Here is a 15563-nt window from a genome sequence, read left to right on the forward strand (position 1 = left end):
GATATTTTGAATTTAGATAATAATAATCACAATATCGGAGATAAAGTAAGCTAATTTGAGAGCTTATGTTTCATAGGATGAAAGTATGAGTGCATACGATAAAATTAGTGATTTAGATTTTTTTTTAAAAATTGTAGAAGCGGGGTCTTTAACTCGTGCAGCAATCTTATTAGAAAGCTCACTACCATCGATGAGTCGGCGCTTATCACAACTTGAGCAAAGACTCGGGGTGAAATTAATAGACCGTAATGCTCGGCGCTTTAAATTAACAGAGAAAGGTATTTTCTTTTTAGAACAGTCTCAGCAAATTGTTTCGTTAATTGAGAATATGGAAAGCAACTTGCAAGGACAGCAAGATTTTCTTACAGGTAGACTACGGATAGGCTCACTTAATCAATTTGGAAAACAACGGTTAGCTGGTTGGATAACCGAATTCGCAGAACAATATCCATATTTAAAAATTGAATTATTGTTGTCAGACTCCAAAGTCGATTTAATGGAACAAGAACTTGATTTTTCTTTCCAGATCGAAATTCCTTTGGAAGCAGATTATATGTCAGTACCTGTCATTCAAGGCAAAAAAATTTATTGTGCTTCTCCAAGTTATTTCCAAAAATATGGAAAACCCGCTAATCCTCAAAGTTTGTCTGATCATCAATCTCTTTGTCTAATTAGGAACAGGCATACATTTAATGAATGGCCATTTATTGATTCTGGCAAAAATAACATAATAAAAGTGACTCCATATTTGGCTAGCAATAGTAGTGAAATAATTCATAAATGGGCCTTAGATGGAAAGGGTATAGCTTATAAATTAAATTGGGATATCAAAGATGATTTAGATTCTGGAAAATTAGTTGAATGCTTAGAAGACTTTAACCCATTACATAAAAGTCTATATATGGTGTATTTAGAAAATAATTATACCCAACCTAAAATAAAGTACTTCGCTGACTTTATAGTTAAAAAAATGAAATCTTAATATCTGAATCGCATGAAAAACTTATAGTTTTTAAACCCTTATATGCAGATTGCTTCATAAAAATTAAAAAAAGAGATTTTGTTACTTTTCTTGTAATATCAAAAAAATGGATAGTATAAGTAAAAAAATATAAATTGGATTTATGCTCAAAAGTATTGAATTATTAAAAAACAAAGTTAATTAGTAAGGAATACTAAGATGGATAAAAAAATTAGAGTTGCTGTCATCGGTGGCGGTATTGCAGGATTAGCTCTTACAACTCAATTAGTAAAATGTCAGCATTTAGATGTGCAGCTTTATGAAGCTGCTCCTCAATTTTCAGAGATTGGGGCTGGAATCTCTTTTGGAGCAAATGCAGTAAAAGCAATTCAATTATTAGGTTTAAGTCAAGAATATGAGGCTATTGCTGATAAAGTAAAAGCTCCTTACACAGATATTTGGTTCCAATGGCGTAATGGCTATACCGATGAATTTTTATCAGCATCTATTGCACCAGCAGTAGGCCAATCTTCGGTACATCGTGCGGACTTTCTTGATACCCTAATTCCATTAGTACCACTAGAAAATGTACATTTTAATAAACGTGTTCAACAGATTGATGCTACTGATGATCAAACAACTATTACTTTTATAGATGGAGATCAAGTTGAATGTGATTATGTAATTGGGTGTGATGGAATTCGTTCGGTGGTACGAGATCATGTTCTTGATTCGCATCAGTTGCCTAGAGTAAATCCTCAATTTTCTGGGACTTGGGCATATCGAGGAATCATTAAGTTTAAAGATTTTAAAGATGCAATTGAAAAATTAGGTAATGATCTAGAAGTAGCAGATGTTCCACAAATGTTCTTAGGCAAGGATAAACATATTTTGACTTTCCCGATACGTCAGGGAGAAGAGATTAATATTGTGGCATTTAAATCTGATCGTACGCAAACTACTTTACCAGAAAACACACCATGGACATCACCAACCTCAAAACAAGAGATGCTCGCTGATTTTGCAGATTGGAGTAGTAGTTGTCAGGCTTTACTCGATTTAATAGATGCACCAACAATTTGGGCTTTACATGAGATTCAACCATTAAAGACTTATCAAAATAAGACAAGTAACGTCATCCTAATTGGCGATGCTGCTCATGCTATGTTGCCGCATCAAGGTGCGGGTGCAGGTCAAGGGTTAGAAGATGCTTTAATCTTGGCTAAGCTATTAGAAAATACAGATTTAACATGTGAAACAATCAAAGTAGTTTCCAAAATATATGAGGAAGTTCGGCTTGAACGTGCTGTAAAAGTTCAGTATACATCTCATGAATCTGGTGAAATATATGAGTTATATTCAAAAGAATACAAAGATTTTGAAGCTATTGGTAAACACTTAACTCACAGATTTGACTGGTTATGGCAACATTCATTAGAGACTGATATTGAAGATGCAAAAAAAGCACTTCATAGCCAATTACATCAACAAATTGGTATGTCTGTTTAATAAAAATAGATTAAAAAGACAAAATAATGTGACCAGGGAGGTCTGTTATGAACACAATTAATGCCAATGAAATTATAGATCACGCCAAACTGAGACCGATTCATTGGCGTGTAATCTTTCTGAGTGCTCTCATCATCATTTTTGATGGATATGATTTGGTAATTTACGGAGTAGCCTTACCCAAATTGATGCATGAGTGGCAAATTGATCCAATTACTGCTGGTTTTTTAGGAAGTGTAGCATTATTCGGAATGATGTTTGGGGCTATTATTTTTGGTAGCCTTAGCGATAAATTGGAAAACTTTGGATTTAGTCGTAAAAGATTAATTGCTCTATGCATTATACTTTTTAGCGGTTTTACCTTGTTATGTGGTTACGCGACTAACCCACAAAGTTTTGGTATTTTCCGATTTCTTGCTGGGCTCGGTTTAGGGGGGGTTATGCCAAATGTCATTGCACTAATGACGGAGTATGCACCCAAAAAGCTACGGGCTACACTAGTTTCATTAATGTTTAGTGGATATGCCGTCGGCGGGATGTGCTCAGCATTATTAGGAATGTGGTTAGTACCACAATTTGGTTGGAAAATCATGTTTATCATTGGTGGAGTACCACTATTGTTATTACCAATCATTTGGTATGCCTTACCTGAATCAATTGACTATTTAGTAAGAAGTCAAAGAACAGAAAAAGCTTTTCAAATTCTAAAAAAAATTGATGATAGTCTTTGTTTTAGTAATCAACCCCATATAGTTTTAAATCAAGAAAATCAAAGTATTTCAAAGTCTCCCGTAAAAGATATCTTTGCAGAGAATAGAGGACCTGTGACTCTACTATTCTGGATAAGTGTTTTTATGGCATTAATTTTGGTTTATGCGTTAGGAAACTGGTTGCCTAAATTAATGGTTGAAGCTGGATATGATTTATCTACTAGTCTTGCTTTTCTATTTGCCTTAAACATAGGTGGTATGTTTGGTGCAATCTTTGGTGGATATTTAGCAGATCGCTTTAATCTAGCAAAGGTACTTTGTACTTTGTTCACTAGTGGTGCTGTCGCTTTAATTTTATTGAGTCTAAATTTACCAACTTCTATCCTATATATCTGTATCGCGGTTGCTGGTGCAGCTTCTATTGGCGGTCAAATTTTGTTACTTGCCTATATGTCTCAATTTTATTCATCTAATATACGTACAACAGGTTTAGGTATGGCTCTAGGTGTAGGACGCTTAGGTGCAATTCTGGGTCCAATTTTATGTGGTTGGTTACTCAGTTTGAATTTGCCAATCATGTACAATTTTTTTGCTTTAGCAATTCCATGTATGATCGCTGTAATAAGTGTATCTATGATTTACTATCGTCTAAAAGATAAAAATAAAGTGCTTACAGTTGTAAAAAATTAAGTTCTAATGAGGGAGGTAACCAACCTCCCTATCTAATATGGATGTTAAGATTGATTGATCTAAGCCTTATAAAAGTTTTTTTAGTCATATATGAAACTAAAAATATTAGCCATGCTGCTGAGAGACTTAACTTAAGTCAACCTTCAGTGACTTATAATTTAAATAGATTACGGAAATTTCTAAATGATCCGTTATTTGAGCGTGATAGATTTGGTGTTAAACCCACTAAAATGGCTCAAAACTTATATCCAAGTTTCAAAAATTCTGTTGCAGAGATTGAATTTACAATTGCTTCGGTTCAGCAGTTTGATCCTAAGACCTCAAGAAGAATTTTTCGTCTAGGCTTATCTGATTTAGGTGAAATTTGCTTACTACCTTCATTGATCCAATATTTATCTAAAGAAGCACCATTTATAAAAATTGAAATTGAAGAAATTAATTCTGACCAAGTTGAGGAATGGTTAGTCGAGGGTTTCTTAGATGTTGCAGTTTTTAATAGTACCAATACTTTAATGCCAAGAATAAAATCTCGAAATCTATTTGAAGAGAGATACATGTGTATTGCTCACAAAAAACATCCTCGAATTCAAGATCAACTGACCTTAGAACAATACTTAATAGAAAAGCATGCTGCTATTAAATCTTCTACTGGACATATTGAAATTGATCAGAGACTCAAAGAGCTAGGTTTAAAAAGAAATATCATGCTAGAAGTTCCACATTTCAGTGTTCTGCAAGATGTGGTAACTAATTCTGAACTATTAGTAACAATTCCATCTCGTGCAGCACGTGTATACGAGCGCAATAGTGATATAAATATTTTTGAACTACCTTTCGCGGTTAAACCGTTTAATGTAAGTGTAAACTGGTACAACAATTATGAAGATTTAGAAGCACGGAGATGGTTCATTAAAACCTTAAAAAATGTTTTTGAGTTTTTTTAGAAATTTAAAAACATGATTTTTATAATTATATTTAGTTTAATTATTTATATTATTTTAATTGTTGTTATTAAAATAATAATTGAATCCTATTATAAAATTAATATAGTTACAGCCCAGCACCTTCTTTAGGGTATAACTTTATATCTTTAAAGTTTTTTAATTTTTTTTCTCCCTATGCTTAAATAATTTTTTATTTTCAAAGGAATTGAGGAAAATGAAATCTCATAAAGGAAAAATACAAACAGTTTTATATTTAAGTTTAATTTCATTAGTACTGTATGGATGTAATAATTCTGATAGTAATGAAGAGGATCAAGCAAAACAATCGGGAGTTTGTGATAGTTCAGTGTTAAGTAAGAGTTTTAAAGATAATAATTATAAAATTATTAGTACTCATTATTTTAAAAAAGGTGAGGAATTAAAGCTCAAAGATAATACTGAGAATAATTTTAGTACAGCAGCTAATAACGTTTGTGTCGTTAAGGTTCTAGTAGGACCTGAGACTAATCTTCAAGATAAAGGTGAACCGTCATATTCTGATGGAATTGGTATTGAAATTTGGTTACCTGATCATGCGAATTGGAATAAAAGAATTCATGTCAAAGGAGGCGGTGGTTGGGTAGGAGGTCAACATCGAAATCCTAATATTCTTGTAGGTATCAGATACGATTCAGCTGGTTCACCAGCTGAAACTGCTACTATTGAAGGTGCTGTTTCTGCACAAACTGATACGGGTCATGTAATTAATAACGGTTCTTTTGCTATGAATAGTGATGGGACCATCAATACTCAATTATGGCATGATTTCGCTGAAAGAGGAATTCATGAAATGGCTGTAGTTAGTAAGCTATTAACTAAGCAATATTACGGTGAAAAGCAGAAATATGCTTATTGGAATGGCTTTTCTACAGGTGGTAGACAGGGATTAAAAGAAGTACAAGTGAATCCAGATGATTTTGATGGCGTTCTTGCTGGTGCACCAGCAATCAACTGGACACGCTTTATTACCTCTGAACTTTATCCCCAAATTGTTATGCAAAGAGATTTAAATGGTAATCTTTTAACGGCTGAACAGCTCAATTTAGTGTCAAATAGAGCAAATGAAATATGTGGGCAGATTAACGGTCAAAGCTATGGCTATATGCTCGATCCTTCTTCTTGTAAATATGATCCTACCAAAGATGCAAGTTTAATTTGTGGAAATAATCAGACACAAAATTGTTTAACTCCAACTCAAGCTTTAGCAGTAAATAAAATATGGTATGGACAAACAGAAGATGGTTCTGTACCAGATCCTACACAAGATAATAGTTTTAATTTGAATCTTAGCGCTAAGCAAAATTGGTTTGGGCTTACACGTGGCACGAATTTAACTTATTTAGCGGGAGCTAATCCTTTTATAATTTCTACGGATTTAATTGCTTTAATTCAGCAAGATAGCCGAATAGCTCAAGCTAATTTTATTAACAAGCAAAGCAACGGATTAGATCAGTGGCGCATATTTGATTATATGCAACTAGCAGATACTCAGAAAAAAGGTATAGAACTCCAAGATAAATTTTCAAATATTAATACTGACTCCACTAATTTGAGTAAGTTTCAAAGTTTAGGTGGGAAGTTGATTATATATCATGGAATGGCAGATGAGCTCATCATGCCACAAGGAACAATGAGATATATAAATCAATTGAAGTCGACTATGGGAGATAGTGTGGTTAATAGCTTTATGCAAGCCTATTTTATACCGGGTATGGGACATTCTTTTGGCAATGGTACTTCAAATAGCAATGCAAATGTTGCATTAGTAACTAATGAAGAACTATATCAACAGTTAACTAACTGGGTTGAAAAAGGTATTACTCCTACTGATATGGTAGCAACTTCGGCAACTAAAGATCGCAGTTTACCTATTTGTTTATATCCAAAGAAAATTTCTTATATTTCAGGAAATATTAACCAAGCAAATAGTTATAAGTGTGAGTGATTTTGTTATTTTATTATATTTATGATGTTGTTTAAGGTTAATTAGATAAATTTAATTACTTAGATTTATTAAATACGGCACGCATAACAATTAGCTTATGACGTGCCATTTATTAGAATCTTTCGATGTGCTAGATCGCTAACAATTTTTAGATACCCATTAATGAGATAAAATTTCAATTAAATAAAATACTTATTGATGAATAGATCAAAATGAGTTTAATAATAATTTATATGAGATTTGGCTATACTCAACAGCTACCTTTTCTAAATTGGATTGAGTTATGATATTCGTCATTGAAGCGATGACTATGGACGATGCGATTAAAGCTGATCAGGGCTGTGTGGTTCAGGAAGTTTTTAATGATTGCAGGTAAGCAAGTTCGAAATATGGATTTGGTTTTAGTCATAAATTAAACTAAATTAGATAGTACTGAATAAGATAGACGTACAGACTTGCGCAAGCTTAACAAATACACAAGTCGAGCAGCGGTCTGATTTTTTTATAACTTAGCTCAGCAACGTAAATCTACGATTACAATTTACGTTGCTGAGCTGTAGCTACAAAAATTGTTGTTTAGGCTATAGTCTTTGATATCGTATGTTTGCCTGAAGTCTAGTTCATATTGATAAACATCAAAAAAACAAATAAAATTTTAATAATTTATACTAAAATTATATGTGAGAGATTTGAAATATGTTAAAAAATATTGACTTAGAAAATGAAAAAAGAGAAGAACTGGGTAAGAAAATGGTAGAGGACCTTTTAGAGATTGCAAAATTGGAGCAAAGACCAATTAAGCACTTTAAAGCTGATAAAAATGGAGTTTTTTGTGTGGTGGGAATAGATTCTATAAATCATAATCCTAGTAACTGATGTTTCAAGGTGGCAGCCTTAGCAATATCATCAAATGGTGAGCGTTTTAAAGCCATTAATCAGAATATTAAATGTTTTCAGTGTTTGTTTATCTCTAGCTTGCCAATATAGATAATCATACAAAGCTTGGGCAGTCCAATTTAAAATCATTCTTCAATCAGCTCATTTTTAATTGTTTTACCAGTTTCGATCTGAGCAATTGAGTCAAGCAATCTTTTTGCATTCATAGGACTTTTAAGTAAATGTGAAGTTTCTTCATAAGCATTGAAATCATCTAGGCTAATCAGTACAGCTGTTTGCTTATTTTGCCTAGTGACAAGTACTGGGGAATGGTCATCAATAACACTATCTAGTACATGTTCTAGATTCTTTCAAATCAGAATAGCTAACAACCTTCATTTATACACCTAAATTAATTAAGAATATTTGTACTTAATTTATTACAGAAAAGAGTTTTTATCAAAGTCTTTAGATGCTATTTAGTATATAGATTTAGTAAGAATGACTAGTACATTACTGAAATATGTAGTCAGCCCAAATGAAATATCCCTTTTAGGGTGAAACATACATCTTTGTTTTGCTGACTAGTTTTTTAAACCATTACACATAGACTAGTGTTCGAGAAGTATAGGAGTCTTATGTCTACTCTCTATTAAGCGTAATAGCTCTTGCACCTCAATTTTGTATTGCTTACTTTTAAAACCTAATTTCAACATGAATTTTTGACAGCCTTTATTAGGACATTCAATGCTTAGAAAAGAATACCCAAACTTCTTGCCAAAGATGCACAACTCTTTGATTAGTTTCGTACCAAAACCTTTTTTAGGAGTTTTAAATCCTAATCTTGCAACTATAATTTCTTTGTTTTGACTAGTTTCATCGAAATATCCTAACCTAAAATAAAAATCATTATTAGGGTTGTGTACGGTAACTTTAATATTTAAGCATTTACTTTCAGATGCAATACCATTTACTCTTATAGAGTTAGGTGCTAATCGTAATACATTAACCATAAATTCTTTCAATAAATCTTCAAATGCAAGCAATTCATCCTTTTTTATAACAAGAGTCTCAGCACAATTTAGCATTAAAGTTTCCTTGTGTAGTAAATCTATTTAAATGATAGATATTTTTTGAGAAGGTGAGGAGCTAATAGATGATCCACTTTTAAGTTCGTTCTTAGTTTTACTTCTTCAATGATATCAATAAGTGTTTCAGTATTCTGATGAAGTTGTGATTCCAAATCGTCAAGCTGTGTACGTAAATTTTTATTGGTATCAGTAAGAGCCTGCCTTGTCTTTTTATTCACATAAAGTTGTTGTTCCTTATTCTTTAGATTTAGTGGTGAAATCTGCTCAGATACATACAAAGATATAAGCTTCCTCCGTTCAGCAGAACTCAAAGTACTTAGCCCACCTGATATATACCCCTTAGCTGTTAGACGACTATGAAGAGCCTTGTGCGAAATGGGAGATTTCTCAAAACCTTCAACCAACATAATTTGTAATTCTTGTTCGATGACTTCATCCAGTTGTTTACCACGTAACATATCAGGCTTCCTTAGACTCAATTTTTTGTTGTTCAATAGCGAAAAGTTCACTTAATGTGCTTGGTAATTTAGAGATTGCATCTCCATAAGGAAAAATGGGAATAGGAGTTAAACTATTTTGCCTATTAAATGCTTTAGTTTTTAAGTCAGATAAATAGAGTATTTTTTGACGTAAATCTTCATGCATTTCTTTATAGGATAAATCTTGGACAACAGTTTGTTCTATATGTGCAAACTCATCGTGTAATTTATTCAGAGTGTATTCTAGAGCTTCTAATTCACCTTTCCGTCCAGTTAAAGCAAAGTTTCCACATTGTTCACCTGATTGACATGCAAGACGCTTAGTGCAATCGTGTACAGCGACTTCACGCATACAACCACCAAAAGGTAAAGGATGCAAACAAGCATGGCGTTGAACTAATGCGTTGGCTAATGATTGATCTTCTTTAACTAATTCATTAAATGATTCTGCGATATCTTGAAAATATTCATCAAAGAAAGATTCCTTTACATAACTCGCTACTTCATTTTTCGAGTCAAAGGTTTGTAAGTTCATCTTTAAATTATTTTCTAGATTCAATTTTTCTGAAAAGTACATTAATCCATCATGTTTAATAGAATCAATTGGATAGTCTAGCTTGAGTTCTTCTTTATCATTCTCATAAAGTGCCAATTCATGTTTTTCCAGCAAACTCGCTGTGACTTTACGTTGTTTTAACGCCAAATGTTGATAATACTGATTTTGCTTGATGTCTACACGCCCCATGAGCATTGCTTGTAAATGTTCAGATAATCCGCTCAATGCAAGGAAAGTATTGATATTATGCCGTGGTAGGTGGCTTGATAATGCTGTATGTTCCACATCATTTTCCATTAAACTATATTTAACAAATACAGAAATATTCTTGTTCTTACCCTTTCTTGAACCTAAAAAATTATTTAGAATATTGACATTTAATGGAATAATATTTGTAATATGAGATAAATTTCTTTTTAGTGTAGTCGATTTATATTCGTGAATAAATAATAAATCCTCATATTTTAAGCACTCTGTTTTACCTTCATAGTTAAACATATGAGTTAGTGGATAATCTGAAGAATAATTAGATGTTAGTGAGACAATGAAATTATTAATATCTTTTTTTAAATAAAATGTTTTTATTCGTTCTTCCTTAACTCTTTTAAAAATAGGTACTTTATTTAATGAGGTTAGAACTACAAAACGCTGTGCTGCTATACCACTTTTCTCAGTATGCCCACTATATTCACTTTTAGCTCTTAACCTAAAAAGTGTTCCTATTAAATCATCTAATTCAATATAATCGGCTTCAATCTCATCTATTGCCTTTGGTAAAAAATTAATACATTTCTTTGATTTTATATATCTAATATGCTCTCTGTATTCTTTTGTTAGTTCTAAAACAGATTGAAATATTTTTTCTACCAAATTTACAGCCAAAGGCTCAACCCAATGAATTCTGTAACCCGAGCCTTTTGCACCGTGATATTGAATACCGAGAGTATATTGTTTAATACCATCTAGAATTATATGTTCTTTGGTTACTGGATCAAGTATAGGTTGTTTGATTAAAGCATCATTTTTTAGAAGTAGTGCTTCTGTTGAGCGTAATCCTGTGACAATAAGCAACAATAAAAGATTCAGAACAATTTTCTCACCATTTGTTTCACATAAACTTATTAGCGAGATAATATTTAAAAATGTCCGAATAGAAATCAACTTTTCTTTATTTAATTCATCTTCATCAAGTTCTAATTGTTCTATTAGGGCCTTTGTTTTTCTAGCATTGGGGGTTCTATTTTGTGGGTTTAAGTATAAAAATTTTTTAGAGAATTCTAATGGTTTTTCAGTAAAACAATAATGATTTAGCATTTGCTGTAATCTAAGATATGTACCCGCATGGTCGGGAAGATTCGTTTTACTTGAATTTTCAGCTAATATTTTAAATGATTTTTCTAACGTGAGCGTTGATAAATAGCAGGGATGAGGGTTTTCTATATTATTTTCATATAATATATTATACCAGCGTTTTAGAATAAGAACCTCTGCATATAATTTCTGTGGTGATGTTTGTGAGTTAGCTTTTCTATAACTAAGAACCATCACTGCTTTCATAAATTCTTGATATTTTATATCTATTGAAAAGTCATCTATTCCTTTCAATCTTTTCCCTGTCGGAAAGGAAAATCTTGTTTTTCCACTTCGTGAAAGCAACCATCCAGAACCAATTTCTCCTCCTGCCCATTCAGGGTCATCCCATGACCATTTAAAGTTTTTTTGAATATTTTCATCAAAAAATTTTTTCTGTTCGTTTATAAAAGCCTTATACTTTTCAAGATTCATCAAATGCCATCCTTCTGTATTTTACAACGAACAATTACTGATTCAATTTCAAATTTTGTTGATTCATGGACTCTAATTAATGGATTTCTTGAAACGCCTATACCATCAGATAATCTAATCAGATCATTAATTTCACATTGAATACTTTCTAAAACATTAGTGTGGTTAGCATCAATAAAAGGATGAAAATATATACATCCATAGCAGTTGCGGACAGGTTGAAATAAGCATTTATCATTATAAGAACAGCCACCGATATCATAATGAATCTTATGGCCAATATTACCCATTACTTTCTTGTGTTTCCATTCCTGCTTATAAACTAAACGCCCTGTAAGTAACATCGCAATCATCTGCTTATATAGAGAATTTCTACCCAAGGCTTGAGCTCTAATTTGTGCTAATTGAGGTGTAGAGAAAATATAATGCCTTGCGGTCACAACTGATGAATGACCTAAGATATATGCTATTTCTTCAGCTGAAGAGCCAGCCATAGCTAGACTATAACCAACATGATGTCTAAAGTCAGAAAATGAGTATTTTTGTCTAATCATTTCTCCAGCTAAAACAGCATCACGATATGATTTTGGCGAAAAAGCAAATAATTGAGTGTTAATAGCCTTCGAGCAGAAACGAGCTGCATTTTCGCCCATATCAAATAATTTTTCATCTGGATATAAGTTAAACCTTTTTATATATGAAAGAATAATTTCAGCAATTTCTTCTGGTAGCTTTACAGCTATTTTCTCATGTACATATCTTGCTTGTTTTGCATAGGGAATTAGTACACTATAGCGATGGAATTGATCTATCGTACGTGTAGTGTCTACTTTTATATCCTGTACCGATAATTTAGCTAATTGAACAGGTCTAAGTCCTGATACATAGATGAGTCCTAATAGTGAAGAGTTTATTAAAGTTTCATTAGTGATTTGTAAAGAATCTTGCTTTAACTGATGATTCAATTGGCTAAAACCTTGTTGAATCATGGTAATAGTTGGGTAATCAATAAGATCTTCATATTGTTGATAATACAATCTTGAATTGAAAGCTGTAGGACGTTCAAGGAATTCTAATTCGTATTCTTGATCAATATCAAAATGTGAAAAATCTTCTAAAAATAATAATTTAATCAAAAATTTTAAGTGGTAATAGTAAGATGATCTATCTTCTTTTGCCAAATTAGCTAATATCGATTTTAGATTAGAATAATCAAGTTTTTGCTTATTGGTTTTTAATGTTTCGATGGCATAACTAAAGGCCTGAAATTTAGCGTCAAGTGATGAGGGGGTATTAACCTGAATGTAATTAGCAAGAAAAAATTTAGCTAATTTTTTCTCAAATTTACTGAAATGAGAAAAGTCTAATTTAATATTTCTTCCTGAATAATTAAAGCTCCAGAGATCAGAAGAACTCTGAACAAATTTACTATCAAATTTATCAGCTCTTTGAAATTTAATGATTGATGGCGTATGCAAAGACTCTATGAGCCTAAGGTCAGCATCATGGAAAATCATAAATTTATTAGGACTATTATCATTTTTTTCAAAATCTAGACTAAGTTGAGGCATATTTTTATCAATCATAATTTAATACTGGAATCTATTATTCGAGCTAAATTCATAAAATTAGCACGTTCTACAATAAAGCGTTTACCATAATATATGGGCATTGTACTTGTAGTTGACCACCCGCCTAAGGCTCTTAGATCATCCTGCGCTTTTAGCAGAGCATCATTTACACTTTGTTTAATATCAGAGTGACTAACATTTTCTTTTTTATACTTCTCAAAAGAGAAACTTAACATCATATAGGCCCAAGAATGTCTACATACATGTGGCGTTAGCCGTTCTATTGAATCATAGCTCGAAGTATCAAAACAATTTGGTAACAGGGCTTTTAGTGATGAGTCTACCTTATCAAATATTTTTTTAATACTGGCATAACTTAAAGCAGAGTAGGGTGGCTTTAAAGAAGTAAATAAGATCTGTGAAGGAATTTCTTTTCGGATTTCATTTATATAGATTTGAAGAATTTTATAGTCTCTTTCTTGGAGCTTAATTACTCGATAAGAATACTCATTTTTGATTTTAGGCTTTTTCGAACGATCATCAAACTCATCATCTGTGTTTGTAATAATTAAACTAAAGTTCTGATTCTGAATTGATTTTTTGATAGAATTGGTTGTTAGTAGCATAAGCTCACCAATTCTAAGACCATAATTAAGCATGAGATGTATGATTAGAAAGTTTCTGAGTTGTACGTTTTTTGACTTAAATGGATTTAAAATATTGTATTTATTAGAATTGCTCGGTGAGATAATTAAATACAATCCTTTAATCATCTCATCATTCATACTTTTGAACGAATAATTGATTTCACTTTTAATTGTTTTATTTGACTTTGAAAAGTTATTTATAATTTTTTTCTTTATATTCATATATTTATTTAAGTTTTCTTTAATTTTTTGGATTTCCTTCAATGAAAGTTGTGGCTGAGATTGGATAGTTAGATATTCATCAATTAAAAAGCTGTAAAACTTTAAAAAGGATCTAATTCTATGGCCAATAGTAGTGTAGTTATTATGTGCTGCATTTCTTAATCTTATGAGATTACTTTCAATTTTTTTGTTGTTTTCTAAATAGATAATGAAGTTATCAATTTCACTTTGAATGATTTCAAAGTTGTAGGACGTCGAATAGAAAGATTCACAAAAGGATGTGGCAAACTTCTCATACCAAAATTCGTACCAAAATTTTAATGCTATCAAATCTGTATGCTGCGTAGAGATACTTTGAAATCTGAGAAATTTCATGGTGTACAGCAAAGGGTATAAACATGGACAAGATGAATCCATATCAAACAACAGAATAATTTGATTTTCGTTTGAGACTTTTTTTTCTAAATGAATTGTTTTTAGAGCAAACATAGTAAAGTTTATGAAGTATTCTTAAGGTCAACATATCATATTTTTTAAGTAAAATATAAATCACTTAAGTTATTGAATAGACGTCACAGAATGGAAAATATGAAGTTATTGTTAGGTGTATCGGATTTAACATAATATACATTATGCGAACAATTATATAATTTACTATTAAGTCTCTGATGCTATTGAATTTTTAGCCCTAGCACTTTCTTCTAAGTGTAACGCCTTACCATCACACCATTACGATAAATATATTGCCGTGCTTAATGATAACCTCAAGGGATTTCTTTACTCAGATAATATTTATAAAACTTAATTAATTGATGATGCTTTTCATCAATTTTAGCTGCCCACGCATATGGCACCATTTGCTTAAGTCCACGACCATACTTCTTTAACTCTAAAAAGCTAAATGAATATTCATTATGGTTTTATCTCAAATACATGTGCTTCTTTTAAATAATTTTTAAAGATGTTGCAGTCTGAATACTGCTATGCTTTTCTCTAGTTCATATTTCTAATTGATATTGTTCATTCTTAAAAAATCGTACATATTTAAATTATAGTTAGAAAACTATATTTTACGCCTCAATATATTGAAAAAGTGTGATGGGTTTCAATGTATTTGTGATGCGTAATAATTTTTAATAAATAAAGTGCAATTAGTTTTTAATTAATTTCTAATAAAGTTAAATTAGTCACATTTTAAATAAAATTGGTATCTTATTACTCTGTAGTAATTTTGCAATATAAATATTAGAGGTAAAATAATAAATTACATATTTATTAAATATTTAATCATATATCATGTGATGTTTTTATATTACTCTGTTTTTTTATTAATCTTTAATTTTTAAAATTTTATAAATATCAATAAGTTAAATTAATTATTTTATTTTTAAATAATTACATGGCTTAATATAGTTTAAGAATTCTAACTATTACATTATTTAAAATGATTAATGTGATTTATATCACATGAAAATTAATAATTTTTCTTGATTTAAACTTAATGATTGTTTTTGAATTAAAAATATTGTATCAAATAT

At 31.2% G+C, this 15563-nt stretch carries 12 protein-coding genes; 6 read left to right on the forward strand and 6 right to left on the reverse strand.

Translation table 11 applies throughout. The features are described 5' to 3' along the window. Positions 1 to 85 precede the first annotated feature (85 nt). The 6 genes from ACS604_RS01490 (at position 86) to ACS604_RS01515 (ending at position 7674) form a co-directional block, all read left to right on the forward strand. The gene (locus ACS604_RS01490) at positions 86 to 982 is read left to right on the forward strand and encodes a LysR family transcriptional regulator (protein WP_474769617.1); all 897 of its coding nucleotides are present in this window, start codon (positions 86 to 88) and stop codon (positions 980 to 982) included. 198 nt (positions 983 to 1180) lie between these two features. Beyond that, positions 1181 to 2470, forward strand: coding sequence for a salicylate 1-monooxygenase (gene salA, locus ACS604_RS01495; protein ID WP_474769618.1), 1290 nt, complete (start codon positions 1181 to 1183; stop codon positions 2468 to 2470). 47 nt (positions 2471 to 2517) lie between these two features. Continuing rightward, positions 2518 to 3870, forward strand: a complete 1353-nt coding sequence (locus ACS604_RS01500; protein ID WP_474769620.1) for an aromatic acid/H+ symport family MFS transporter — start codon at positions 2518 to 2520, stop codon at positions 3868 to 3870. 53 nt (positions 3871 to 3923) lie between these two features. Continuing rightward, positions 3924 to 4814, forward strand: coding sequence for a LysR family transcriptional regulator (locus ACS604_RS01505; protein ID WP_474770338.1), 891 nt, complete (start codon positions 3924 to 3926; stop codon positions 4812 to 4814). A gap of 214 nt (positions 4815 to 5028) precedes the next feature. Then, positions 5029 to 6798 (forward strand): tannase/feruloyl esterase family alpha/beta hydrolase, encoded by a 1770-nt coding sequence (locus tag ACS604_RS01510; protein ID WP_474769621.1) that lies wholly within the window; start codon positions 5029 to 5031, stop codon positions 6796 to 6798. A 696-nt stretch (positions 6799 to 7494) separates the two neighbouring features. After that, the gene (locus ACS604_RS01515) at positions 7495 to 7674 is read left to right on the forward strand and encodes a hypothetical protein (protein ID WP_464848845.1); all 180 of its coding nucleotides are present in this window, start codon (positions 7495 to 7497) and stop codon (positions 7672 to 7674) included. Between the two features lie 146 nt (positions 7675 to 7820). Here ACS604_RS01515 and ACS604_RS01520 read toward each other — a convergent pair whose 3' ends face one another. The 6 genes from ACS604_RS01520 to ACS604_RS01545 form a co-directional block, all read right to left on the reverse strand. Beyond that, positions 7821 to 8015: a type II toxin-antitoxin system Phd/YefM family antitoxin gene (locus tag ACS604_RS01520; RefSeq protein ID WP_474770340.1), complete on the reverse strand. Its 195-nt coding sequence runs from the start codon at positions 8013 to 8015 to the stop codon at positions 7821 to 7823. 270 nt (positions 8016 to 8285) lie between these two features. Beyond that, complete coding sequence (locus tag ACS604_RS01525; protein ID WP_474769622.1) at positions 8286 to 8762, reverse strand: GNAT family protein; 477 nt, start codon at positions 8760 to 8762, stop codon at positions 8286 to 8288. Between the two features lie 23 nt (positions 8763 to 8785). Beyond that, positions 8786 to 9223, reverse strand: a complete 438-nt coding sequence (locus ACS604_RS01530; RefSeq protein ID WP_130120680.1) for a hypothetical protein — start codon at positions 9221 to 9223, stop codon at positions 8786 to 8788. 1 nt (position 9224) lies between these two features. Beyond that, entirely contained in the window at positions 9225 to 11585 is a 2361-nt protein-coding gene (locus ACS604_RS01535) for a hypothetical protein (RefSeq protein ID WP_474769624.1), read from the reverse strand. Further along, positions 11585 to 13171: a site-specific integrase gene (locus ACS604_RS01540; protein WP_474769626.1), complete on the reverse strand. Its 1587-nt coding sequence runs from the start codon at positions 13169 to 13171 to the stop codon at positions 11585 to 11587. Before ACS604_RS01540 ends, ACS604_RS01535 begins: the two co-directional genes overlap by 1 nt. Then, complete coding sequence (locus ACS604_RS01545; protein ID WP_474769628.1) at positions 13168 to 14514, reverse strand: site-specific integrase; 1347 nt, start codon at positions 14512 to 14514, stop codon at positions 13168 to 13170. The genes ACS604_RS01540 and ACS604_RS01545 overlap by 4 nt, the downstream gene beginning before the upstream one ends. Between the last annotated feature and the right edge of the window lie 1049 nt (positions 14515 to 15563).

It is taken from the genome of Acinetobacter sp. Li1LvA2, assembly GCF_056156705.1.